Origin of the sequence: Desulfoluna butyratoxydans (assembly GCF_900699765.1) — a bacterium.
GTDB classification, from domain to species: Bacteria; Desulfobacterota; Desulfobacteria; order Desulfobacterales; family Desulfolunaceae; genus Desulfoluna; species Desulfoluna butyratoxydans.
In genome coordinates, this window is record NZ_CAADHO010000001.1 from 907,091 (window position 1) to 933,084 (window position 25,994).

Annotated in this window: 17 protein-coding genes and 1 CRISPR repeat array; of the genes, 3 read left to right on the forward strand and 14 right to left on the reverse strand. The window is 57.1% G+C overall.

What is annotated here, in order from left to right:
* Nucleotides 1–51: 51 nt before the first annotated feature.
* From MSL71_RS03890 to MSL71_RS03900, 3 genes are all read left to right on the forward strand, one after another.
* Nucleotides 52–2,043, forward strand: coding sequence for a monovalent cation:proton antiporter family protein (locus tag MSL71_RS03890; RefSeq protein ID WP_180137337.1), 1,992 nt, complete (start codon nucleotides 52–54; stop codon nucleotides 2,041–2,043).
* Nucleotides 2,044–2,070: 27 nt separating this feature from the next.
* The gene (locus tag MSL71_RS03895) at nucleotides 2,071–3,165 is read left to right on the forward strand and encodes a S1C family serine protease (protein ID WP_180137338.1); all 1,095 of its coding nucleotides are present in this window, start codon (nucleotides 2,071–2,073) and stop codon (nucleotides 3,163–3,165) included.
* A gap of 194 nt (nucleotides 3,166–3,359) precedes the next feature.
* Entirely contained in the window at nucleotides 3,360–4,607 is a 1,248-nt protein-coding gene (locus MSL71_RS03900) for an NAD(P)-dependent oxidoreductase (RefSeq protein ID WP_180137339.1), read from the forward strand.
* 61 nt (nucleotides 4,608–4,668) lie between these two features.
* Here the strand turns inward: MSL71_RS03900 and MSL71_RS03905 are convergent, their stop codons facing one another.
* From MSL71_RS03905 to cas10, 14 genes are all read right to left on the reverse strand, one after another.
* Nucleotides 4,669–6,591, reverse strand: a complete 1,923-nt coding sequence (locus tag MSL71_RS03905) for a RecQ family ATP-dependent DNA helicase (RefSeq protein WP_180137340.1) — start codon at nucleotides 6,589–6,591, stop codon at nucleotides 4,669–4,671.
* A 367-nt stretch (nucleotides 6,592–6,958) separates the two neighbouring features.
* Nucleotides 6,959–8,683: a methyl-accepting chemotaxis protein gene (locus MSL71_RS03910; protein ID WP_180137341.1), complete on the reverse strand. Its 1,725-nt coding sequence runs from the start codon at nucleotides 8,681–8,683 to the stop codon at nucleotides 6,959–6,961.
* A gap of 846 nt (nucleotides 8,684–9,529) precedes the next feature.
* Nucleotides 9,530–11,125 carry an aldehyde dehydrogenase family protein gene (locus MSL71_RS03915; protein ID WP_180137342.1) on the reverse strand — a complete coding sequence of 532 codons (1,596 nt, stop codon included), beginning with the start codon at nucleotides 11,123–11,125 and terminating at the stop codon, nucleotides 9,530–9,532.
* A gap of 264 nt (nucleotides 11,126–11,389) precedes the next feature.
* Entirely contained in the window at nucleotides 11,390–12,910 is a 1,521-nt protein-coding gene (locus MSL71_RS03920) for an ATP-binding cassette domain-containing protein (RefSeq protein ID WP_180137343.1), read from the reverse strand.
* Nucleotides 12,911–13,354: 444 nt separating this feature from the next.
* A CRISPR array of direct repeats spans nucleotides 13,355–13,918; the repeat unit is 32 nt; unit sequence GTCACAATCCCCTCGTATGCGGGTCAAAGAAC.
* Between the two features lie 1,089 nt (nucleotides 13,919–15,007).
* On the reverse strand, nucleotides 15,008–15,283 hold the full coding sequence (cas2, locus tag MSL71_RS03925) for a CRISPR-associated endonuclease Cas2 (protein ID WP_180137344.1): 276 nt from the start codon (nucleotides 15,281–15,283) through the stop codon (nucleotides 15,008–15,010).
* Between the two features lie 3 nt (nucleotides 15,284–15,286).
* Nucleotides 15,287–16,279 carry a CRISPR-associated endonuclease Cas1 gene (cas1, locus tag MSL71_RS03930; RefSeq protein WP_180137345.1) on the reverse strand — a complete coding sequence of 331 codons (993 nt, stop codon included), beginning with the start codon at nucleotides 16,277–16,279 and terminating at the stop codon, nucleotides 15,287–15,289.
* Nucleotides 16,203–17,198 carry a reverse transcriptase domain-containing protein gene (locus MSL71_RS03935; protein ID WP_180137346.1) on the reverse strand — a complete coding sequence of 332 codons (996 nt, stop codon included), beginning with the start codon at nucleotides 17,196–17,198 and terminating at the stop codon, nucleotides 16,203–16,205. The genes cas1 and MSL71_RS03935 overlap by 77 nt, the downstream gene beginning before the upstream one ends.
* 1,471 nt (nucleotides 17,199–18,669) lie before the next feature.
* On the reverse strand, nucleotides 18,670–18,918 hold the full coding sequence (locus tag MSL71_RS03940; protein WP_218950942.1) for a CRISPR-associated protein Csx3: 249 nt from the start codon (nucleotides 18,916–18,918) through the stop codon (nucleotides 18,670–18,672).
* Entirely contained in the window at nucleotides 18,887–19,807 is a 921-nt protein-coding gene (locus MSL71_RS03945) for a hypothetical protein (RefSeq protein WP_180137348.1), read from the reverse strand. Before MSL71_RS03945 ends, MSL71_RS03940 begins: the two co-directional genes overlap by 32 nt.
* A gap of 78 nt (nucleotides 19,808–19,885) precedes the next feature.
* The gene (gene csm5 / locus MSL71_RS03950) at nucleotides 19,886–21,373 is read right to left on the reverse strand and encodes a type III-A CRISPR-associated RAMP protein Csm5 (RefSeq protein WP_180137349.1); all 1,488 of its coding nucleotides are present in this window, start codon (nucleotides 21,371–21,373) and stop codon (nucleotides 19,886–19,888) included.
* Complete coding sequence (csm4, locus tag MSL71_RS03955) at nucleotides 21,370–22,347, reverse strand: type III-A CRISPR-associated RAMP protein Csm4 (protein WP_180137350.1); 978 nt, start codon at nucleotides 22,345–22,347, stop codon at nucleotides 21,370–21,372. The genes csm5 and csm4 overlap by 4 nt, the downstream gene beginning before the upstream one ends.
* 12 nt (nucleotides 22,348–22,359) lie before the next feature.
* Nucleotides 22,360–23,064: a type III-A CRISPR-associated RAMP protein Csm3 gene (gene csm3 / locus MSL71_RS03960; RefSeq protein WP_180137351.1), complete on the reverse strand. Its 705-nt coding sequence runs from the start codon at nucleotides 23,062–23,064 to the stop codon at nucleotides 22,360–22,362.
* Between the two features lie 19 nt (nucleotides 23,065–23,083).
* Nucleotides 23,084–23,491, reverse strand: a complete 408-nt coding sequence (csm2, locus tag MSL71_RS03965) for a type III-A CRISPR-associated protein Csm2 (RefSeq protein WP_180137352.1) — start codon at nucleotides 23,489–23,491, stop codon at nucleotides 23,084–23,086.
* A complete protein-coding gene (gene cas10, locus MSL71_RS03970) occupies nucleotides 23,488–25,965 on the reverse strand; it encodes a type III-A CRISPR-associated protein Cas10/Csm1 (RefSeq protein ID WP_180137353.1) in 2,478 nt (825 codons plus the stop codon). The genes csm2 and cas10 overlap by 4 nt, the downstream gene beginning before the upstream one ends.
* Between the last annotated feature and the right edge of the window lie 29 nt (nucleotides 25,966–25,994).

Here is a 25,994-nt window from a genome sequence, read left to right on the forward strand (position 1 = left end):
TCCCGGTCTCCGGTCTCATCCACCTGCTCAGCCACAGCAACCGAGGTTTCCATGGGCATTGCAACAGACATCATCCTTATCGTGGTCGCAGCCTTCTGCTGTGGCCTTCTCATGCAGCGTATCGGTCAACCCCTGATTCTCGGGTACATTGCCGCCGGCATCGCCCTGGGCCCCCATACCGGCCTCACCACCGTTGCCAACATCCACGACATTGAGCTCCTGGCCGAAATCGGCGTGGCCCTGCTGCTCTTTGCCCTGGGCCTGGAGTTCTCCAGCAAAGACCTCAAACCGGTGAAAAAAATCGCCATTATAGGCACGCCCCTGCAGATGGGGCTCACCACCGCCCTGGGCTTCGTCATCGGCAAGACCCTGGGATGGGGCTGGCTCCCGGCCCTCTGGCTCGGGGCCCTCATCTCCCTGTCCAGTACCATGGTCATCCTAAAGACCCTCATGAACCAGGGATGGATGGGCACCCTCTCCAGCAAGGTCATGGTGGGCATGCTCATCATCCAGGACCTGGCCGTGGTGCCCTTTATGATCATCCTGCCCCAGCTCAGCACACCGGGCATGGGCCTGGACAATCTGGGGGCCGCGGCCGCCAAGGCCACGATTTTTCTTGTTGCCATGATTTTCCTGGGCACCCGCCTTCTGCCCCGACTGCTGGCCCACATCGCCCGCCTGGGGTCCCGGGAGCTTTTTCTGCTGGCCATCACCGCCATCGGCCTGGGCATCGGCTACCTCACCTACCTGGTGGGCCTCTCCTTTGCCTTCGGCGCCTTTGTGGCGGGCATGGTCCTGAGCGAATCGGATTACGGGCATCAGGCCTTAAGCGACATCATCCCCTTGAGGGACCTCTTCGGGCTCCTCTTCTTCGCCTCGGTGGGCATGCTCCTGGATCTCACCTTCCTCAGAGACCACCTCGGGGCGGTGCTTCTCCTGGTCACGGTCATCAGCCTGGGCAAGGGCCTCATCTTCATGGGGGTCACCCGCCTCTTCGGCTACGGCAACGTGGTGCCTCTGGCCGTGGGCCTGGGCCTGTTTCAGGTGGGAGAGTTCTCCTTTGTCCTGGCACGGGTGGGGGTGGCAACAGCCTCCATCAGCCATGACCTCTACAGCCTGCTCCTCACCACGGCGGTGCTCACCATGGTCCTTACCCCCATTGTCTCGGGCCTGACCCCACGACTCTACACCCTGAAAAAACGATGGTTCCGCCATGAACCCCTGGAGACCGTCAACGTCCCGGAAGAGGGGTTCCAGGACCACGTGGTCATTGCCGGGGGCGGACGTGTGGGGCGCCACATCGCATCGGCCCTCAAGGCCATGGGCCTTCCCTTTGTCATCATTGAACTCGACCAGCGGCGGGTGGAGCTGGCCAGGCAGGACAACCTGCCCGTGGTCTTCGGCGACGCCTGCCACGAGATCGTGCTGGAGGCGGCCGACATCCTGAGGGCCCGCCTCCTGCTCATCACCCTCCCCGGCCCGGTGGAAGCCCGTTCCGTGGTCACTCATGCCCGGAACATGGCCGAAGACATCACCATCATCACCCGGGCCTCGGGCAGGGAGTTCATCGAAATATTCAAGGACATGAACGTCTCCGAGGTGATCCTGCCGGAATTCGAGGCCGGCCAGGAGATGACACGCAAAGCCCTGCTCCACCTGCGCGTTCCCCCCACGGAGATCCAGCACCAGACCGAGACCCTCCGGCAGAAGATCTTTGCCCCCATGCTGGGCGATCACGAGCAGATGACCACCCTGGGCCAGCTCTCCAGGGCGGAACAGCAGTTCGACCTGCAGTGGGTCCGCTTAGAACCCTCGGGAGCCCTGGTGGGCTGCACCCTGGGCGAGGCGCGCATCCGCACGGAAACCGGGGTGTCCGTGGTGGGCGTCCTCCGGGGCGAGACCCTCATCCCCAACCCCGACGCCGACCTGAGGCTCTTGGCCTGCGACCTGGTGGCCATCATCGGCACCGACGACGCCCGCAGCCTCTTCCAGGCCCTGGCCGGTATCAACACGCCCGATCTCGATACCGAGGTGCTGGAGTAAGAATTCATACACACACGGACAACCGCCATGAAATGCCCAAAGTGCCACCACGAACAAGTCGCTGAAAAGGAGTGCGAAGCCTGCGGTATCGTCTTCGAAAAATACCGAATGATGCAGGAACGCCTCAAGGATCCCATCCACAGCGTCTCAGACCGGACGCCCACCCGGCTGCCCGTGATTCCCCTCCCCAAATGGGCACGCGTCACGCTCAGCATAAGCATTGTCTGGGTCTTTATTGCCGGTGCCATACACCTCAGCACCCGGTCCTTCACCCCAAAACCCGATGCATCCCCCCAAGCCCGGCCTGCCACCGGCATCACCCGGCAACTCTACGAGTTCATGCAGCCCGGAAACCCCATTGAAGAGAGCCAGCTGGCAACGGTGTTCATCGAAACGCCCTGGGGCTCGGGCTCGGGGTTTTTCATCGCCCCGGACTGCCGCATCATCACCAACAAGCATGTCCTCACCATAAGTGAAGAGGAGATCCAGGTCCTGCGAGACAAAATTTTCATGCTTGACTATGTCATCAGCAGCAAGCAAAAAAGCATCGAAGATGCCGAAGATAAGGCGCCCTATGTGGCGGATCCCACCCTCTCCATGGAGATCGATACCTACATCCAGCGGGAACGGGAGGACAGCGCCTCCCTCGCCCAGCAGTACGCAGAGATGAAGAGCCGCCTTGCGGCCATCGAAGAGAACCGGGAAAATCCCTCTTACACGATCATCCTTTACGACGACTCCACCTACACGGCCACCGACGTCACCTTCAGCGACACCCATGACCTGGCCCTCCTGCGGCTGGACCAGAAAGAGTGCCCCTGCCTGAAGAAGGGAGAATCCGATGCCCTGAAAATCGGCCAGCCTGTCTTCACCATCGGCAACCCCCTGGGGCTTTCCCACACCGTGACCTCCGGTATTGTCTCCGGAAAACGAAGCCATGAAGGCCACGCCTACATCCAGACCGACGCCCCCATCAACCCCGGCAACAGCGGCGGCCCCCTCATTGATGAAACAGGCCGTGTGGTCGGCATCAACACCATGGTCCTCTCCGACTCCGAAGGCATCGGTTTTGCCATTCCCATTGAGGCGGCCCTGGATGAATTCCAGGGGTTAACCCCTTAAGGGTCCCTTTCCATTTTACCTGGGATGTGGCATAGTAACGCCCCCGATAATCGGAGTCATTCTTTCCGGAAGCCCCGCCACAGGGAGCTTCCGGACATGCCTTTGGGGCCGCTGTTCCACGCACCGCAGAACCGACCGCGCATCGCCGCAACACCCCGGCCCAAAGGCACCACCCCAACCGTGAGGAGTCTGCCTTGGGAACCCATGTCATCGAAGAGGCCAACCAGTGCCTTGTCTGTAAAAAACCCCGCTGTACCACGGGATGCCCCGTTTCCACCCCCATCCGCGACATGATCGAGCTCTTCAGGAAAGGCGAGATGATGGAGGCCGGACGCCTGCTGTTCGAAAACAACCCCCTGTCCGTCATCTGCTCGCTGATCTGCCCCCATGAAAAGTTCTGCGAGGGCCACTGCGTGCTCTCGGCAAAAAAAAAGCCCGTGGCCATCAGCACCATCGAGCAGTACATCTCCTCTTACTTCCTCACCCGACACGACATGGCGCCCCGTGAATCAAGAGAAGAGCGCGTGGCCGTCATCGGCTCGGGCCCTGCAGGCCTTACCGTGGCCATCCTCATGGCCCTCAAAGGATACAGGGTCACCATCTTCGAGTCTGCGGAGCGCACCGGCGGCATCCTGCGCTACGGCATCCCCGAATACCGCCTGCCCAAAAAGGTCCTGGACAGCCTGGACGAGCTCTTGGAAAGACTCTCGGTAAAGGTGCGCCCCAACACCCTCATCGGCCCGGTGATCACCATCGACGATCTCAAGCGGGACGGCTACCAGAGCATCTTCATCGGCACCGGGGTGTGGAAGCCCCGCCCCTTGCGCATCCAGGGCGAAAGCCTCGGCCACGTGCACTACGCCATCAACTACCTGAAAAACCCGGATGTCTATCGCCTGGGCAGGCGGGTGGCCATCATCGGCGCCGGAAACGTGGCCATGGACGTGGCCCGCACCGCCTTGAGAAAAGGGGCCCAGGAGGTCACCGTGGTCTACCGGCGCAGCGAAGCCGAGATGCCCGCCACCCCCTTTGAGTACGATTACGCCAAAGTGGAAGGGGTGGAGTTCGCCTTTCAGACCAACCCCGTTGCCATCACCGACGAAGGCCTTGTGGTGGAATCCACGGTCAGAAGCGAAGACGCCGAAGGCAACGCCACCTACACCCCGGACCCGGCCACCCGGACCCTCTTTCCCGCAGACGCCGTCATGATCGCCGCAAGCCAGACCCCCCAGGCCAATATTGTGGCCACGGCCACCGGCATCGAGGTGGCCAAGGGGGGCCTTGTCATCACCGACGACTGCGGCAGAACCACCATGGAAGGGGTCTTTGCCTCCGGGGACGTGGTTACCGGCGCCAAAACCGTGGTGGAGGCCGTGGCCTTCTCCAAACGGGCCGTGGCTGCCATGGAAACGTATATGGACGGCAAGGCGGGGACACCTTAGCCCGGATAGTTCACGGGTCGGGTGCACCCATAGTCAAGGCATCAGAGCTGCAGGAACAGATTCACTGTTCACTGATCCCCAATTCTCTCTCACACCACGCCATCACCTCATGGAAGGGCTCGGTCTCCAGGGCGGCAAACCCTTTTTCGCCCCGGGTACGGGACAGGGAGGGAGAGGGGATGCCGCAGAGAAACTTGGCGATGAGGCGCGGATCCCGGTTGGAAAGTCCGGCAACAAAGGCCCCGGCCACCTCGTCAAGGCGCAGGGTCGACAGGTCGCGGGCATGGGGGGCAGGCGGGATGGGACGATGCTTGCCAAGGCAGACCGAACAACTCCCGCAGGGGCGCTCCAGGGGCTCGCCAAAGTAGGCGGAGAGCGCCTGGGACAGGCAGGCCGTGCCGTCGGCAAGATCAAGGACCTGATGAATCCGCGCCACCTCGGAGCCCTCTTTCCGGCTGAAGAGATCGTGGAGTCGCTCTGCCAGGCCGGGCACGTCCACCTGTTGCTGGAGAATCTCAAAGACATCCACGGCCCGGCCCTGCTTCAGGGTGATCATTCCCTGCTCTTCAAACCAGGAGAGGGCACTCAGGATCCGCTCCCGCGGAGACCCTGTGGCCTGGCAGACCGCCTGCATGTCTGGATAGCTCCACACCTTCTTGTCGTCGGACAGGGAGAAGAGCGTCTCCACAAAGGCACGGCGGTCCCCTTGAAACACATCGATGATGGCCCCTTTGGGGCGCTCGTACTTAAAGGCGTAATTCTCGAAAAAGACCCGCACAGGCTTGATCACCCCGAAAAGCTCCAGGTACACAAGCAATGTCTTTAAAGGCAGGGGCCGCATGTCCAGTTGCCGGGAGAGCTCGGACTGCCTCACCTCCCAGTTCTTTTCGGGGTGGGCGGCGATCCCGGAGACCAGCTTGAAAATGCTCTCTTTGGACGGGGTATCCCCGTAGACAAAGTTCTCCAGGGTGTGAATCCCCTCCCGGGAGCCGATGAGGGTGCAGGCGGAGAGCTCGCCGTCGCGACCCGCCCGGCCGATCTCCTGGCTGTACCCCTCGATGGATTTGGGCGGGTCAAAGTGGATCACCTTGCGGATGTCACTCTTGTCGATGCCCATGCCAAAGGCGATGGTGGCGGCCACCGTAGGCAAAGAGCCCTCCATGAACCGGTTCTGGATGGACGCCCGGACGTCCGGTGCCAGCCCCGCATGGTAGGCTTCACAGGGAAACCCGTTTTCCGTCAGAAAGGCCGCCGCAGCCTCTGCCCCTTTCTGAAGGGTGGTGTAAACGATGGCCGGACCACGGGGTTCATCCCCCATGGCCGCCAGGAGCGCACCACGCTTTTCGGCGTATGTGGCCGCCGGAAGCACCCGGAGGTGCAGGTTGGGCCGGAAAAAGCCGGTGCGGACCACGCTCTCTTCCCCCATGCCGAACTTCTCGCAGATATCCCGGGCCACCTTGGGCGTTGCCGTGGCCGTGAGCAAAAGCACCTGGGGAATATTATAAAAGGCCTTGTACTCAGGAATCTTCAGGTAATCGGGCCGGAAGTTGTGGCCCCACTCGGAGATGCAGTGGGCCTCGTCCACCACAAGGAGCGAAAGGTTCATGCGCTTGAGCTGCTCCCTGAAGATCTCGTTTCGAAGGCGCTCCACCGACACCATGAGGATCTTGAGGGTCCCGTCCATGGCCTCCCCCAAAATCTTCCGGGACGCCTCGCGGGTCAGGGTGGAATCCAGACGGGCCGCCGGGATCCCCTTGGCCTTGAGGAAATCCTCCTGATCCTTCATCAGGGCGATGAGGGGCGAAATCACCACGGTGAGCCCGGGCAATGCCAGGGCCGGAAGCTGGTAACAAAGGGACTTGCCCGCCCCCGTGGGAAACACCGCCAGGGCCGAGCCCCCCCCCAGGATCCTCTCCACCACCGGCTCCTGCCCCTGCCGAAACCCCGAAAAGCCAAACCGATTAAGCAGCTCTGCTGTGTTCATGATCTCCTTTCCTCATCAAACGTGGTCACGATTCAGGTCAAAAAGCGACCCGTCGGAGGCAACTGAATCCTTACACAGGCCTGGAATGTGCCCCTTATGCCCCGTCATGCAACCAGAAACCCATGGGTGTTGTCAACAGGTGTAATCTTCATCCAGAAAAGATTAACCTATCGGCCAAAACACACCGATTTCCTTCCACAAAAAAAGCCCCCTGGCTTTTTCCGAAGAACACGGAGAAACCCAGGGGGCTACCAAAGGTTTATGGTCCAGCTTTTATCAAAAAACGGCCACCGGAAGCCTTTCCCTTCAACCTTTCACCCTATTACCTATTACCTTTCGCCCTTAGCCTTTATCCTTATTACCATTCTCACACCTTAAACCGCGCCACCATCCCTGCCAGGGCATCGGACAACCTCGTCAACTCACCGGCGTGGGAGCTGAGCAGGGTGCTGCTGGAGGCGAGCTCAACGCCGGTGGCGTTCACCACACTGATCTCCTGGGCGATGTTCTCGGCGACCATGGAGCTTTCGGCCACGTTGGAATTCACTTCATCGATACCCTGGGCGGCCTGGGCCACGTTGCCGGCGATCTCCCGGGTGGTGACGGCCTGCTCTTCTACGGCGGCGGCGATGGTTGCCACCACGTCGTTGACCTCCACGATCACATCCGTGATGGACCGGATCTCCACCACCGTCTCCTCGGTGGCCCCCTGGATCCCGGCCACCTGGCGCTTGATCTCCTGGGTGGCGTCGGCGGTCTGGGCTGCCAGGGCCTTGATCTCGTTGGCGACGACAGCAAAGCCTTTTCCGGCTTCACCGGCACGGGCCGCCTCGATGGTTGCGTTCAGGGCCAGCAGGTTGGTCTGCTCCGAAATCTCGGTGATGGCCTCGGTCACCTTGCCGATCTCCTGGGCTGAGCCGCCGAGGTGGTCCACCTTCTGGCTGGCCATGCGCGCCTTGTCCACGGCCTCGTGGGTCATGGTGCTCGCTTTTTCGGAGTTGGCGGCGATGTCCTGAACCGTTACGCTCATCTCTTCAGAGGCTGCGGCCACCATGCCGACGTTGCCTGCGGCCTGCTCGCTTGCGGCGGCCACCGAAGTCATGCTGCCGCTCATCTCACCGGCTGCTGCGGCAACGGTTCTGGACTTGGAGGAGGCCTCATCCGCGTTCTGGGAAAGCTGGGTGGAGACGGCCGAGAGTTCGTTTGCAGCGCCGTTGAGCCCCCGGGCGTTTTCCGTGACGTCCCGGACGATCCCCTGCAGGTTCTCAATGAAGACGTTGATCCAGTGGGCCAAAACGCCAATCTCGTCATGCTTCTTGATCACCAGACGTGTGGTGAGGTCCCCTTCCCCCTCGGCAATGCCCCGGAGCCCTTCAATGGCTTCCCCCAGGGTGCGGGAGATCCCGAAGGCAATGGTCAGGATGACGGGAAGAATCACAAGAAGAAAAAAGGCACCGGCGAGCCCGGCCACCCATGCCCCTTTTCGGGCCACATTGCCCGACACAAGGGCTTCGATGCGTGCTTTCTCCACGTCAATGTTGTCGATGTACACCCCGGTACCCACCCAGAGACCGGTGCCCGGGATCATCTCCGCATATCCCAGCTTCGGCTGAATCCCCTTGCCGGGTTTCTTGTACTGATACTGCACAAATCCGCCGCCGTCCCTGGCCGCACGATGAAGGTCGCGCACGTAATACACCCCCACCGAATCCTTGACGCCAGCCAGTTCTTTTCCTGCAAGGGAGAGGTTTGTGGCCACGCACACCGCTGTCGTCTTATCGTAGACAAAGAAATAACCCGATTTATCCTCACCAAACCTGAGGGAGGCGATGCGGTCTTCCACCACGGCACGCACCTCCGCAGGGTCGGTCTTGCCCTTTAACGCCTTGCCCAGCATCTCCCCCACGGTATGGGACGCCACCCTCAGCGTCTCCTTCTGCCTTTCCAGCATCATCGACTCAGCCGCATCGATCCCCACCTCTTTTGCCAAACGTCCCGTTTCAAACACGCCGAACAGCATGCCGACAAACAACATCATGACCATCCCGACAACAACAAACAGACGTGCTTTGATTGATACGTTTTTGAGCATTCCTTCTCCTTCGCAGCCATGCAATTCAGGGCTCTCCAAAACCTGGGAGCCCTTGCCCTTTCGCCATTGAAAGGGACCTGTCTCATTCCACATCCGTGAAACTGACGAAACGTACGAAATTTTTTTAATACACCCCACACCCCATTCCAGCCCCAAAACAGGCCCAACAGGGGATCACCCCTCCTCTGTCAGAAATTTTTTAGCCACATGCGGTCCGATCACCAGGTCAAACATCGTTCCGCATACTCCTGTTATCGCCGATTGCGTCCCGCGATTTAGCTCAATTTCAGCCCCGGGCTGCCCCTGGGGCAAAACCAAAGGGCCAAATCACCGATTTTCTGAAACAGTCCCACTAAAAAAAAACAGCACCGATGCCATCGGGGATCGGGGATAGGGGATAGGGAATCACCCTTGGCACGGGGTTCCATGCAACATGCCTCTCAAGCCTGAAAGCAAAAACGCATCATCCGGATATTTCACGAGCCGTGAAATATCCGGGATAAGAGGCTCAGCCCCTGCCCTCCGGAACGTTCCCCGTGATCCCTGTCCGGCTTACGTTGCCGTCCCCCCGACATCTGCTACGCACAAAAAAAAATGCCTTTACCACAGACGAGACATCTTCCCGTCACAGGTAAAGGCATTTGTAACTATACAGCTTATGCCTCCGGCGGCTAAATTTTTAAAAAGTTTCACAAACAGATTTTAAAACATCTTTTTGAGTGAATGTTTACTTTAAAGGCGGATGTGATTCGACCCGAGGAACGAGGGGCAAAAACACATCCGCAACCTGCTTTTAAGGTGGCACACCTTGCCGCCGGAGGCATCGTTTTTTTTTATCTATTTGCCCTACTTCATAAACATCCGGGGAAAGCCCATGAGCACCTTGCCAAGGCCTTTGGCCCGCTCTTTCCAGGTGGGGGCGTACAGGGTCTGGGCCACGCCCTTGATGGTGGCGTAGACCCTGGGGCTGAAGGGGTGCCACCACAGGTTTTTCTTCACAAGGGGCATCACGTCCTGCACCACAACCTGGGATTCGGTCATCTCGGCAAAACCGATGGCGCCGTGTGAACGGCCGATGCCGGACTCTTTAAATCCGCCCCAGGGGGTCTCGGCCAGGCCGTGGCTCATGAGATGATCGTTGACGGTGACGGCACCGGCCATGATGCGCCGGGCAAGCTTGGCCCCTTTCTTCCATTTCTTTGTCCACACCGAACCGGTGAGCCCTAAATCGGAATCGTTGGCAAGGATCACCGCGTCGTCCATGCTGGCCACCTTCATCACCCCCAGCACCGGCCCGAAGGTCTCTTCGGCCATAACCAGCATGTCGTGGGTCACCTCGGTGAGCACCGTGGGCGGATAAAAATGCCCCTGCAGGGGATCTTTGGGGGGCCTGGACCGGGCATAAACCACCGCGCCTTTGGCCACGGCGTCGTCCACATGGCGCTTCACCGTCTCCAGCTGCCGCTCGGTGGCAATGGCCCCAACGTCCGTGGTGTGGCTGTGATCATACCCCACCCTGAGAGCCTCTACCTTGGCCTTGAGGCGCTTCATAAACGGCTCGTACACCGAGACATGCACATAGATCCGCTCCACGCCCCCGCAGGACTGTCCGGCGTTCTGAAGGCCCGCCCACACCGCTCCGTTCACCGCGCGGTCCAGGTCGGCGTCTTCGCACACCAGCATGGCGTCGTTGCCCCCAAGCTCCAGGGAGACAGGGGTGAGGGTCTCGGCCGCCTTGGCCATGAGGATCTTCCCCACGGGAACCGAGCCGGTGAAAAAGAGTTTATCGACTCCGGACTCCAGAAAGGCATCCCCTGCGATGCGTCCGGGCATGTTGATAAAGCTGAAAAGGCCTTCGGGCAGATCCGCGGCCGCAAGGCACTCTTTCAGGGCCAGACCGACAGCCTGGGTCTCCGAAGCGGTCTTGAGCACCACGGCGTTGCCCGCCAGCAACCCCATGACCACCTCGGAAAAGGGAATACTGAAGGGGTAATTCCACGGCGAAATAATCCCGATCACCCCAAAGGGCACCCGGTGGATCCGGCTCCACTTGTTGGCAAAGAAAATACTCCCCGGCATCATCCTCCGGGGCTTGAGAAACCCCTTGGCCTTGCCGCAATAATAGGTCAGGGCCATCATGGCGGGCACGATCTCGGAAACCAGGGCGTCGATGCGGGTTTTCCCCACGTCCCGGGCCACGGTCTCGGCCAGCTCGTCCAGGTGTGCCATCATGTAATCCCGCACGGGTATCATCCGCCGGACCCGCTCCTTCACCGGCATGTCCGCCCAGACTTTCTGAGCCAGCCGCCCCGCCGCAATGGCCTCCTTGAGATCCTCCGTCGAGTGCAGGGGAGAGTGCCCGAGAAGCTCCCCTGTAACGGCGTCGCAGCAAGGGGTCGCGTCATTGTCCGGTAGAACCTGTGCCTCCATGGAACTGCTCATCTGTGCCTCCTTTCCGGCCCTGAAAAAACGGGGAGCCGTTGTGTTGGACCAACCGTTCATCCTTGATTCCCAAGCCTCTCAGTCGGCCAGCCGGCCGACAACTTCCCCAACCATAGCCTCCAACGACAACCCTGTCAATACACACCAAAAAATGTGGTTCACGAAAGCAAAACAGGTTCCCGGTACCGGCACACACATACCCGTCCCCCTTCCACCGCCCTCCACCAAAAATGACCGGGCGCAACCAGGTCACGGCCATGCCCTTCATGCAAAACCGGACACCTCCAACACCACATGTCCGTTCCCGCCCGCCACAGGTGCCAGGTGCCACCGGGTCCTGGCAATGCGCGCCAGAAAACGATTGTCATGGCTGACCACAAGAAGGCCGCATGAGCACGTCGCCAGGGCCTCCTCCAGGCAGGTCACCGAAGGCAGGTCCAGGTGATTGGTGGGTTCGTCCATGACAATGAGATGGGGATGCTTGACAATGCCCACGGCAATGGCAAGTTTCCTCAGCTCTCCCGGGCTCGGCTGCCGGGTATCCATGAGCCTTGCAGGTGACGATCCCAGCCTGCGGACGAGGGTCATGATCCGCCCCAGCTCCTCTTCGGGCAACGAGCGGACCTTGTGGACAAGTTCACGGGCCTCGTCCGGGTCTGTCTCCTGGGGCAGAAAGAACACCCGCTCTTCTGCTATCCGGGTTCGGGCGAGGATATGACGAATCAGTGAACTTTTGCCCGTCCCGTTGTTCCCGGTGATTCCCACCCGGCTTGATGGCCCCATGACGAGATCGGGAAAGCTCAGGTCTCTGCCCGGGGCCAGGTCCATGGTCCCCTTGGAAACATGAAACAAAAGATCCCGTTTCGACCGGTTTTCCGGTAGCCAAATGCCGGTGTCATACCGCTTGACCACCCGGATGTTCCGATGCGTTTCATCGGCCTGGCGAATCCTTCCCGCAAGGCGTTTCAAGGCCCGCCCATCTGCCCCGTCCTTTCCTGAAATGCGGCAGAGATCAATCTTGGCTTTTGCGTCGTGGTCTTTTGACGCAACACCTCGTTTGGACCGCCTGGCGTGGGAGCTGGAGGCACGGTCCCGTCTTCGTGCCGCCTCCTGCTTCAATTTTCTCAGGGCCCGACCAGCTGTTTCGCGCTCTTTTTCCACGGACTGCTCCTCCAGTTCGGCCTGCTCCCGGCCCCGGGAATACGAGCCGGGCCGCAGGCACACAGCAGGGGGATCCATAAAGAGGCACCGATTACATAGCGCATCCAAAAGCTCCCGGTCGTGACTTACCAGAAGCCCGATGCCCTGAAAGGCCTTCAGCGCGTTGAAAAGAAGCCCCCTTGCCCTGGCGTCCAGATGGTTTGTGGGCTCGTCCACCGCCAGCAAACAGGGCTGTGTCCAGAGGGCCGTGCCCACCTGGGCCCGCTTCCGCTCCCCATGGCTCAGGCTCTCCCACCGGTAGGGCCAGTCGTAGCCGATCTCCAGCTCCGAAACGAGGCGGCCTGCGGCCTTGTCCCCGGAAACAAGCATCTCTTCCAGGAGATCTGGCATCCGGTCCGTGTCCTGGCGGCAGTAAACCGCATGTTCCGGTGCCGTGATACGGCCGGAATCCGGCCTGAGGTCTCCGGCAGCGAGCTTTAAAAGGGTGGTTTTCCCGGTGCCGTTGCCCCCCACCACACCGGTCCACCCCCTGGGAACCGTCACGGAAAGATGATCAAAGACAAGCGAGCACGACGCTGGATAGGAAAAACTTATCGCATCAAAAACAACGGTTGAATGGCCCATGGTTCCCTTCTTATATGGCTATAACCATGTTCCGTCACCGTCGGGCAAGGGGAAAGCGCTCTGTTGTCGGATGGGTATCCCCGTGGATGATATGTCCTTGAGAAACAAGGGTGCACATGTGGGAGGGAAAACCGACGGGTCCGACGCGATACGTCAAACCAAAAGAGCCGAGGGGAACGGAACATGGGAATGGTGATGGCATGACAGCCCGAAAGCGGTCGCCCTTGTGTACAGATTCACATGATCTGGTCTGGTTCCCTTGGCTAGTTTCTCATCGGTTCGTTCCTTTGGTGGAGTAAAGGGGGCCCGACGTGGATGCGTCAGGTAAAGTTTTTTTCATCTTTATACGGGAAAGGAGATTTCTTCAATGTTTTTCGGCCTTCCCGAAACCCCGTGGTTCCCCTCGTGTCGTCCGTTGCATGGGAAACGCATGCATTCTGTCAATTACCAATCCCCTCGTATGCGGATCAAAGAACCCGCCATCTTCGTATCCATCGTCACGAAGATAATGTCGCAATCCCCTCGTATGCGGGTCAAAGAACAAGCAAAAGTAACTGATGCGCCCGGTCCCATCCTGTCACAATCCCCTCGTATGCGGGTCAAAGAACACATCGACAACGGCATCGTGAGCGAGTCGTCGTATGTCACAATCCCCTCGTATGCGGGTCAAAGAACCGCCTGCTCCAGGTTTGCTACTTCGACATCGAGTTCAGTCACAATCCCCTCGTATGCGGGTCAAAGAACAGGGAGTTTTACCCCAAGGAGAGGACCGTAACGGTCACAATCCCCTCGTATGCGGGTCAAAGAACAGGCCCTTTTGACCGAAGCGGGGAAGGTATCCCTTGTCACAATCCCCTCGTATGCGGGTCAAAGAACTTGGTAGCTTTTTCGATGCGCCGCCCAGCTTTTTTGTCACAATCCCCTCGTATGCGGGTCAAAGAACCGAACCCAAGAAAACCGTCAAGTCCAAGATCCAGTCACAATCCCCTCGTATGCGGGTCAAAGAACGGTAACTCTGAAAGATACCTGATTTACAAGCCATTGTCATGTCTTTGCGCGAACCTCCTCTTCAGAGGCAAACACACCCTGGCACAGGCCGTGTTCCGGGGCCTGAAAAACGAGCCATTTATCCGATTTTATTATATTTTTTCACGCATCGCGAACCCCTCACATCTTTTCGACGCCAAAAAATCATCAACACATTGATTATTCGAAAGATTCCCACATAAGACAGCATAACACAAAAAAACGAGCTTGTGGTTCGCGCTTCCCTTTGTCGTTTCCCGTGACACAACGTGGGTAGTCAGAACCATCCATGAACAATGGCAGGCGAGTTGATGGATTGAGGGTGAGCCTTAGCAAGGCAGGGAATAAAATGAAAGCCTGAGAAACGGTGTATGGACACGACCGTTTTTTGGACGAGTTTCTATCCTGTAGGATGGGCAGAGGTGGTGCCGGCCCATCGGGCACGGCGGGCACCCACGCAGGCGGATACCCGATTATTAAAAGCACGTTGTCTAGTGATCAGCGACATTTCAATCCCCTCGCAATCGGGTCACTGTTACGGGCATGAATACGAGAGACGGATACAAAACAAAATTGGCGTCTTAATCCCCTCGTAATCGGGTCAATGTTTCAGACCGAATATGTTCATCTCTCGTCGTGAGCCTGGTCAGTCTTAATCCCCTCGTAATCGGGTCAATGTTTCAGACAGCCCCCCTTTTTGAGCCCCAGGTGACGGGGCCCGGAGAGGCCAAAATGGATAACCTCCGGATCTTTCCTTCTTTTTCACTCGAAAAGCCCATACCCCCATTGCAACAACAAAGACGATCCCCTTTGAATAAAGTCTGTTACACGAACCGGATAATCTAGGCCCATTTCAGTCATGTTCCAAAAATCAGGGAAGAGGCCTCTCTTTCGAGGGGCTCCAGAAAAAAAGCCCCTCGGCCAAAAAGAGATCCCGACATTCCTTCAACCTGAGAAGAGGCCTGTGAGTCCAATAAAAAATCACATTTTTTATAGAAAAACAAGGACAATGCCATTCATGATTCGGCGGAGTTGCTATCCGGGAGATGGTTTGTTCTCTATCCCGGAGAGTCAAAAGATATAGACATCCTTGTCCTCCCGGACCTCGCCCTGCCCCATGATTTCGATTTCTTTTTCGCAGCGACCGCACAATGCGTAAACCCTGACGCTGTCTTCCCTGCTGTCGATGACCGAGGTGATGCGCCCGCGGAGGGAAAGGAACAACGGGGTGTCCAGGAGGCATTCAAAGACACTGTACTGCACGCGATGGCCGTAATCCTTGAGAACCTTGGCAAGCTTGTTGCGCCGTTTGTCATCCACGATGTCGTAGGAGATCAGGTAGCGCATGGATCAGGCCTTGGCGATGAAGGGGGTATAGGTGTCCTCGCCTTGCAGGCAGCGGGCCATCTTCTCGGCCTGGGAACGAAAGCTCTTGCGAAAGGAGGTGCGCCCCGAGTTCATGGAAAAGCCTGCGTTGAGAAAAGCCTCAAATTCGGAGAAATACCGTTTCATGGGATCGCGTTTCAAGTAGAACCCGCCGTTTTCCCGGATATAAAAATCTTCTGTCTTCAGGGTTTTCCGATTGATCAGGTTGAGGACAAACCGATCTGCCACGGGGGCCCTGAACTCTTCCATGAGATCGGCGGCAAGGGAGGCCCTGCCGTAGCTTGGGTGGTGGTAAAAGCCCAGGTAGGGATCAAAGCCCAGGCCATCCAAAAGCGAGGCGATCTCGTTGAAAACCAGGGTGTAGGTAAAGGAGAGGAGGGCGTTAGCGGGGTCTTCAGGCGGGCGCTTGCTACGCCGGGAAAAGGCGAATTCACCCAAGACCATTTTCCCCAGGGCCTTGAAGTGGTGAGAGGCGGCTGTGCCCTCGATGCCGAAGAGTTCCTGAAGACTCTGGGCCCGTCCGCTTGCCTTCAAGCCCTCTGTGAGCCCTTCCACTTCGTGGGAGAGATCCACGAGAGGATGATTTTTCAGGAACTTGCGCACGAAAGTCAGCCCGTTTTTGAGCTTGCCTTCGAGGAACGCCTTTGAAACAGCCATCCTGAAGTCGGGATCTTCGTATTTCCTGAACTGCGCCAATCGGAGCTGGATATTTTTCGTGGAAGGGGAGACAAGGTGGCCTTTGAGTTTGCCTGTACGGGTCAGAAGGGCCATCTCGATGCCGTGGTCAAACAACTGATGAACGGCCTGGGTGGTGAACTGCACATGGCCGAACATAAGCACCGCGTCTATTTTGTGACAGGGAACATCCAGCAGAATGTCCTCATCCTTCTGGAGGATCAGCCTCTCGCCTGTCTTCCGCAGGATGGAGTGCTGCTCCGTGATGTAAAGGGTCGCCATGATATGCTGCCCCATTTTTAAGGGTAAAATAGGCCTCCATGTTCAACGGGGCGGGAAAAACCGCGCCTTTGCGGCCTTTCCCGCCTTTTTCGTAGGGTTCCATGATCAGATTGTTTAAAAAGACGACGCCCAGGTACTTGAACCCCTTTTCAAAGGTGGTGATCTCCTCCTCATCGAGTTCAAGGGAGAGCTCCCGAAGAATGTGCTTGGATGCATCCAGCCCCTGGCGTGCATCTTCCTCCTTTTTTCCCAGGATCAGGTAATCGTCGGCGTACCGGACGTAGCGAAACCCCATAGCCTCCATCTTTTCGTCCAGTTCATCCAGAAAGAGATTGGCAAGGATGGGGGAGATGGCCGAGCCTTGAGGCAGCCCCGTGTCCAAAACGGTGAGCTGTCGCCCGTCCCACACCTCGGTTTTCAACCAGAGGCCAATCAGGTGAAGGATGTCGGGGTCGGTGAGGTGTTCCCGGCACTTTACCATCAGCAAATCGTGGTCTACGGTGCCGAAAAAATCATCGATGTCGGCGTCCACCACCCAGCGATAGCCCGCGTCCCGACAGGCCTTGATCCGCATCACCGCCTGGCGGATACTGCGCCCCTTTCGGTAGGCAAAGCTGCACGATTCAAATTCCCGGTCCAGGACAGGCTCGATACGATGGAGCACCGCGGTCTGGGCTATACGGTCCACCACGCAGGGGATGCAAAGGGTTCGCTGGCCGTCGGACTTTTTGGGGACAAACACCTTCATCAGAGGAAGAGGGGCATAGGCTTTTCTCAGGAGACGGTCTTGGAGGGCTCGAAGATTCAGGTCCAGGTCCGCCCGGTACCGGGCCAGGGTGATGCCGTCCACGCCTGCGCACCCATGGTTTGCATTGACATGCTCAAAGGCGCGCCTCAAGGCGCCGACAGTGATGTCCATGGAATCCCCCGGTGGCTGGATGCCCCGTGACCGCAGGCGGGTGGAAAAAGGCAAAGGCCCCGGACCACAACACTCCCAGCCCGGGCTTTTATTCCATATGATGACACACTTACAGAAAATCGTCCACTCACCTGCGGCAGAATTTCCCTCCCATCCCCTGTTCGACGCAACGGCCCCCACCTGTGCCTTTGTCGCACACTACGAAGCAGTTTTTTTATTTGGCATGAGATGGTGTTCCCCTCGTATGCGGGTCAAAGAACAATATATGTCATTGTAACTTTAGAGATCTCTTTAGTCGCAATCCCCTCGTATGCGGGTCAAAGAACGGCAAGGCTGAAAGATACCTGATTTACAGGTCATTGTCATGCCTTTGCGCGAACCTCCTTTGCAGAGCCTGACAGATTATAGTTCAGAGCGTCCCCCGAAGGTAAAAAGCGCACCATCACTCTGACTTATATTGGTCATTTTCTCAGCGCGCGAACCCCAACATTATTTCAGTCAAAAAACCGCATTACAACCCATTGATTATTCATCAAATAATCTCAATACAACCCCAAATAAAACAAAACGAACTTGAGGTTCGCGCTTCCCTTTGCCATCCCCTTTGACACAACGTTGCCACCCCCTCCCTCGCTTTCCATGCGCCATGGCAGGCAAATGACTAAGCTCTCTTTTTTAAGGGCGGGCATAAGATCAAAGCCTTCGAAGAATTGAGGAGACTCACGGCCATTTTTTGGCAAAATTTCTATCCTGTAGGATGGGCAAAGGTGGTGCCGTGCCCATCGGGCACGGCGGGTACCCATGCAGGCGGATACCCGATTATTGAAAGCACGTTGTCTGTGCTCAACGACATCTCAATCCCCTCGTAATCGGGTCAGTGTTTCGGACAAACCACGAACCGAGCCGATACCCATCGGCTCAAGACAGTCTTAATCCCCTCGTAATCGGGTCAATGTTTCGGACTGAGGCACAGGTAGAGCAATTTAACTCGTGGATTTTGTCTTAATCCCCTCGTAATCGGGTCAATGTTTCGGACAAAAAAAAGCCAAAAAGGACCTTGCAGTCGCAGAAAAGGTCTTAATCCCCTCGTAATCGGGTCAATGTTTCGGACAGCCCCCTTTTTTGAGCCATAGGGGACGGGGCCCGAAGAAGCCAAAACGGATAACCTCCGGATCTTTCCTCTTTTTTCACTCGAAAACCCCATTCTTCCGCTACAAAAAGCAAAGCGATTCCCCTTTAATACAGATTGTTATGCAAACCGGATAACCTAAGCCTGTTTCAGTCATTTTCAAAAAGTAAGGGAAGATCCCCGTCGTTCAAGGCGATACATAAAAACAGCCCATTTTCAAAAGTCCTCCGGAACAACGCCTCATCACCAGGAAACGCCCCGTGGTTCCAGGCCAAACCGGGCCTAACCGTAGGAAACCGGATTAGACCCAAAGCCAGGGTTCGTCCAAGGGCTATCTTCTCCTCAGAAGGGATTGTGATCAAAGATCACCACGTCCCCGGTGACCGGGGAGCGATAGGTCAAGGACCGGGCACGGCCATGGAGCCCGTGGGCAATGGCCAGGTAGAGCCAGACAGGGCCGGGGCCGGTGAGAACCACATCGTTGCCATCCCCTGCCATCCTCGCCGCCTCGGTAATATAACGGTCCAGGTCAGCGAGCTTGGCAGTTTGCCCGAACAGGTCAGACAGGTTGATAATCTGGTATTGAGTCATTGTGTTGCGCCCCATGGATTGCGTCCGGATTGGTCATTTGCTGGTAATGCTCTGTAAGGTACCCGATTGTCTTATCGAGAATCATGCGGTGATCGATGGCCAGGGGGATCACCTTTTTTGTGTTTTGCTCGGTGTATTGAATGTCGATGGAAGCATCCAGGGCACCCAGGATCAAGCCGATGGTCATGTGCTTTGTCCCGCCGGAAATATCCACTATCACGTCGGATTTCGAAAGCCCCAGGCCATGGAGCATTTGCGGGGAGTAGATCTCGTTGACAAGGGATTTGATGGCTTCGATCTCTTTTTGCTCTCCTTTTTTTTCCACAAAAAAACGTTTCTGGTTGCCCCGCAGGTTCTTCACAACCTTGGCCTGGGGTATATACTTCTCCAGAAAGGCCGTAAGGCATTGCGTATATCCCGCGCTTTCCCGGTTGACAATAGGCCATACGTGCCGCAACCTCTCTTTGTGGGAGAAAACACCTTTAAACAACTGACCTATGCCTTGGATACCATAAAGCTCATCCAACGATTTCGTCTCAATCTGCGCCATGATCTCTTCCACGCCAGATTTCGGTGTGCTCATCATCAGGACCACGCCTTTGTGGGGCAACACTTCCCCGTTTGTCTCACCGGTTTCATTGTTGCCCGCATAGCGGATATAGCGTTTGTAGATGTACATGAACCATCCAACGCACCCCAACAGTGGAACCAGGCACCGAACCATTGCAACCGCCCACCCCGGAACGGTTCCTGTCATCAAGCCAAGGATCACAGTCCACAGGTCATACACAGCACTTGAAGCCGCACCGAAAACAACCAATGTCGCGAGGGATTCCACCATGGCCCTTCTGGTGAGGTCCTCGACGCCGAGAACTTTCAAACCCGCCATTGTTTTCTCCTTTTGTTTGGACACATTCTCTTCGTTTGCCGATAGGCACGCCAGGACACAAACAACCCTTCGAGCCCGTTATTCATCCAAAAACCTCAGAATAATCTGTTTTCTCTCATAGCGCGCCTTGGATTTCTTTTTGACCTTCCACTCCCCACGGGCCTCAAGGCAATGTTTCAGGGCGATGGCCAACAGGCGGGCCTCCCCGTCTTCCGCGGTGAGGAGATCTTCCCTGACAATGGCTGCAATCCGTTGTTCGGCAATTGTCTCGGAATCTTTCAGGTCTTCAAAACACCGCTCCAAGGGCGACATGGCAGCCCGCACCGCCTCTCTGGCCAGCCTTGCCCTTTCTTCTTCAGCACGTATCCTTTCGCGCTCTTCGGCCTGTTTTCGTTCCTCCTCTTGCCGTGCCTTTCGCTCCACCTCGGTACGACGCATGGCCTCCTTTTTCTCCAAGGTCTCATCCTGAAAGGTATCTTCCAGGACCTCCAACTCTTTCCATCGCCTCTCGTCGCAGATGGCAAGTCCGCACCATCCCAAGGGGCGCGAGCCCGGCCCGGAATTATATTGAGACGTCAACCAAATGGTTGTTCCCTCGTCGGCTTCTCTCCCTTTTTTTCCCTTGCCCCCCATGATCCAGATTTTTCGATGCCCTTCCACGGTCATGTTTTCTGCCCCGGAGTGATACCCCACACACAAGGGGATCTCTTCGCCTGTCTCAACCCTATCCTTGTTGAGAGTTGCCAGGATCCTGTTTTCCGCCGCCTGGCGATTGTCGAAAAAATCGGCAATCGCCAGCTTTAATGCGCCGCCGTCGATGGGCGAATGGATGGGGGTTTTTCTGTGGGATGGTTGATCGATGGTTACGGTTCCCCAGAATCGTTGACCGGGCTTGATGACTTCCAGGATTTGTGGCACGCCCCGCCCCGTCGCATCACCGTGTCTCTTGGTATTGATGGCATACAAAACCTCCACGCCTGCGTCTCCCACAGGATGAAAGTCCGAGACCTTCACAAGGCGAAACGGATCCCCGTCCACGAACCGATAGTCCAACAGTTCCTGTTGAAGCCGATACCCATTCGATCCCCCCCCGGGCCCACGGCTTTTTTTCTTTCGGACGGCATTGAGCCATGCCGTTCGCATGGCCCCCTTCATGGTCGACCCCGGAATGTAGGGACGATGATCTGACAGGCGATATGCCGTGCGACGGATCTCAAAGGCATTGAACTCGTTTTTCAAGCGCTTTTCATCCCCCGCCAAGCCCATGACCCGGGCATGGTTCTCGAGCACGCCCCGAACCGCCGGAATTCTTCGCCCATCAACGTCGGAGGCATCGATCATCTTCATAATGGCAAGAAGGCTCTCCAAGGTTCCTCTTTTCGCCGCTTCCGAAAGCCGCCGACGTCCGTCATTCCCGACACATGAAACCCACTTTTCCGTCTGAAAAACAACCAGTTCGTTGGTCGCGTGGTCCGTCCTGAACTCTATGGGAGAATAAACCGTATCGCATCCAATATGAACCGGCGAAAGTGTCTCAAGGCACAGATTCCAACTCTCTTTTTTCACGGGACCTCCTTTGTGGACACGGGTAGCCAGTGGGCATACCCCTGGACCACCGTTTCTTTCAGCACGGAAGAGACCCCGGTCACGGCAGACCCGACCCAGGAAGCTTCGGGATGTTTTTCATCCATGGGTTTCAGAAGGCTTCCTTCGGCAGCCATCAAGACGGGGGCTTTAAATGGATTTCCGCTTGTGGCGAGACCGTTGCCATGCTTGCCATATCGAACAAAGGGGGTCGCCCCCATGGTCTCCCACCCTTCCTTTTCGGGAACGGCCGGCCCCAAAAGGTAAAGGGCGTCGGCCCCATCCCATGAAGGGCATGTCCACGGCACCATATCCAGCATCTCATACTGACCGAAGCCCACCCCGGCATCGCGGCCGAACCCCGTCATCCCGATACGCCTCAAGGCTTCGCTCACAGAGGATGGCGAGACAGCATCCGTATCGATGCTCAGTCGAAGGGCAAGCCGCACATTTTCCTGATAGAGACGGCTCTTTGTTTCATATGGAGCAAACATTTCCTTGCCCGTTGTCCCTGTGAGCCGATTGATGCTGTTGTGGCTTTGCCGGACAGAAGAGAAAAGAAGACCCACCTCGTTTCCCAGTGCCTCGGCAGCCTCCTTATCCGTCAAACGCGAGATCCCCGAAAGGTTCATGGAACGATGGGGGTTGGCCTTGAACCATGTTTTTTTCTTCACGGCCTTTTCTTCAGCCACCCGTTGTTTGCGTTGTTGCGCCTGGCTGAAGCAGGGGTATGAGGGGACGGGAAGAATCCAATCCCCATCCGGGGCGGGAAAAAAAGCCGAGGACACCACGAGGAAAGGAGCCTCTTCGTACCGCGCAATCCAAGAATCCAAAGAGCCCTGGATCAATGAAGGGTCCATGGCAAATTCCCAGCACAGTTGCCCGAAAAGCGTATCCCCCTTCAATGGGGTTCCAAACGGAGAGGTCGGTTTCACGATGCAAAGCAGTTCTTCCATGATCTCTCCTTGTTAGAAGGGTTGAATCGCTCCGTACATGCCCTGAGTCTCCGGGTCATCGAACACGAAGCGTACCCGCCCGTAGCCCCGGCTCCCGGAGCCCCCCAAGGCATCCATTTCCAAGAGTTTGAGCCCCTTAAACAAAAGCGTTTCGAGATCGCCATCCCCGCCAAAAACCTTCAGGCGAAAAGAGACTTTGAATTTTGCCCCTTCCACGACACGTTCCGTAAAACGTGGATTGGTGGCGGTTCCCTTGATGCGATCAATGCTGTTCTCGGATTTGATTTCCGTAAACGGCAGACCCTGTTGCCACGCGTCATCACGCCATGCCTTGTCAAGGAAGGCATCGCTGACAATGAGCCGTGTGGGCCCAACAGTCCCCGTCTTATCGGCATCTCCTCCGCTGATGCCGAAGAGCCGCAACAGGTCGAGACAATCGCCCTGTTTCTCTTCCGGTGCCCCCTGAAAGTCCCTCAGCCCAAGGGGGCCCCCATCTGCCCCCCTGCGTAAGGCGATCAATCCGCTGGCCAATTCAAGCAGGCTTCGGATCTTCCCTTTAATGGAAGACCCCGGGATATAGGGCTCGTTTGTGTGGGGGTGTTTCACGATGGGGTTGTCCGTGCCGCCGATGCGCATTTCCGTGTCCCCTGCGCCAATATGGAGTCCGCTCACCAACTCCAGCGTGCCGTTGTACTCTTTTATCTGCTCCAGTCGCATGCTCCCTCCTGATCGGTGTCTATTGGTGCATCATCCGAAAAAAACCGATAATTGATTCAAAATGCTGACGAAAAATTTTCAATTCCTGTGGTGACGTCACGGCCGTGGCCCCATCCTGGATAAAAGTCTTGAACCCATGAGAAACCAATTTTCGTCCTTCGGCGTAAGCGGCCTTTGCAACAAGCATATGCACCTGGGGCTCCACCACGTGCCACCGATCATTCGAACTCCGAACTTCATCCTCCAACCGACTCAGTTCATCGTAAAACCGACGGATTTGCGATGCCTTATTCAACATGAGTTCGCGTTTCCCATTTCTTTTCTCGACAGTTCCTTCATTGCTAAACAACAAAGCTTTCTCTTGCGCATGAGTTGAAAACAACAACGGCTCAATATGCCCCTTCTCTTTGTCTTTCCAAAAATTCATGATGCCCTCCGTCTTCGTTCGTAAAGCAGGGTCCACAAGGGAATTCTCAGGTTCCCGCCATGGGTTTGCAGGGCGTCCGCCAGTGAGCCGTGAACCGCCCCGACCGCCTCTTTGTCAACATTTCGTGCCACCATGTACGCCAGTTGGCTTCGCCACTTGAGGCAGGCCATCTCATCCATGGAGACCGTCTTTTTTTCTCCCAACCGGGCCTCTTCTTCTGCCATGGTAACCAAGGTATCCACCCGATAGAGCATGCCCGTGGTCAGCCACTTCTTTTCTAACCACGTCACAACCTCTTGTTTCCATGCATCCAGCGCCTTCATCTCAGGCCAGGAAACCGTGCACCCGAACACGGAAATCCTGTTTTTCTCATCATCCAGGTCCTTGGCAAGGCCCAACACGTGTTCGGCTCTCTCGGCGAAATCATCCACGGGTGTGTGGGCTTTCTCCAACGTGATGCCGCAAGAGAAATGGACCTCCGGGTTACCGGCCACATAACGGGAAAACTCGTCGCGCAGCATGGGAGCCAACTGAAGGATCTGTCGCCAGGGGCCAATCAAAAAAAGATCGTCCCCACCGGCAAAAACCGTGTACACTTCGCAAAAAGTCTCATGGTGTTCGAGGATCCATGGCAGGCGAACGGAAAAAAACATATCAAGCTGACGACTCAAGGTGGTGAGGCGGGTAAGGGTGTAACGCTCATCTGAAAGCCCGCATGCAAATAACATGCCGAGGTAGTCTACGTCGGCTTTGAGCACACCGAGGGCAGACACGCAAGCCCCCCCGTCAATGGAGGAGCGGGAGGCGTCGGAAATGGCCTGGAAGTGCTTCGGGTCTCCCGCCTTTACAGCCTCTTGTCCCTCCTCCGACGCTGCAGCGGCAGCTTCTTCATCGGCTTTCGTAAACACCGGCACATAGCCATTCACACAACGGATCGCCACCTGGGGATCGGTCTTACCGGGTACGCCGAATTGCCAAAGGGCGACATCCTCCCCTTGGGCAGAATACCCTGCCAGGTCGTTTTCCATGGTCAGTTGGTACCGCCCCAGCACAGGCTCTTTCAAGTCCCCCTTCCCCGTTGTCAGGCGGATGCCCCTGTGCTTTACAAGGTTTTCACCCAACCAAATCTGATCATGGCATACCGCGCAACACCGCGACTCTCGATATGCCGACTCGACAGGCCGGACATGGCAGAGGGGACACGGTTTGTTGTCCCGGCCGACAGGCCGCGCCCGCCGACCGCAAACCGCTCCCATGTCCAGACGCTGAAACTTTTCAAGAGCCATGGTGCGATGCATCCGCTGCCACAAGGCAACCATGTTCGGAGCTTGAAAATCGACGGGACGAGCCGTCACCGTGCTGATGGCCATCCCCGACTCGCCATGGGTCATGGATAAAAACCAGCCCGCCGACTCGCCTTTAACCTGCGCCACGGCATCCCTTGCGGCCTGTGTGTTGGGGGCCAGCAGCGTAAACTTTCCCCCGGCTTTCATAATGGCGCATAGGGGACTGATCCCCATGGCCTCGCACAAACGGCAGACAACCGATTCTATAAATAAAGAGACCTGAAAAGACCGCCCACGAAGCAATTTGGAACGGAATTTTCGACTCTCACCGCCATCTTTGAAGATAAAGGGTTGAATACCGGTAAAGTCCCCGTTCACGAGCAAAAACTTTTCGGTTTTTCTATCTTTCACGGCATCCGGGTTCAATGTCCCCGTGTCCTGATGGTATCGAGACAAGGCGCACGCCATGGCCGCAGAGATGCGCAATTGATCGTAAAGCGGGACATCGGCCACGCCATGACCAGACTGATCGGCAGGGACAAAACAAAGGGTCCTCATCAAAAGCGAATCAACATGCTGAAGCCAGAGTCCGTGGTGGTCCCGGTGGGGCAGACGAGAGAAGGCGTCTTCCAACTCATTGAGCAGAATTTCATAGCCATCGTCCCCCTTTTCCGTGACAGGGTCCATGTCTTCAGGACAAAGAGCCGCCAATTTGTAATGGTGCCGATATGCTTTCGGTTCATGGGGGCTGTCGTCATCGGCGGCAGTGGGAGACAGGGTTTCCAAAATCGGGGCCAACCGAACGCTGCGACGAGCTTTAATGTCCGTTGCCTCATCGCCGTCTGCCGTCTTCCGCGGGGAAGAGGCCTGAGCGATGGATGCCGCTTCCGAGACGATCCACTCCAAGGCTGTGACAGGATTCTGCCCTCTTTCCACCAGGGAAAGCAGGTTCTCATCCCCTTCCAAGAGAGATGTCGGAAAGCTTTTTGCCTGGCGCTCCAAGAAGGTGCGGCTAAACAACGCATCGGTATGAAGTGTTCGCCCCCCATGGGTTGTGGCAAACGACTCTTTCTGCTCCCTCACCCACGCCAACGACTGACCAAGCAGCTCCCAGTCAGCCACCTTGCCGATATCGTGAAAGAGAGCGGCAGTGGTCACCTTTGCGGTGGTATTATCCATTCCTCCCATGATGTTTCCTTTCGTCAATGAATGAATCC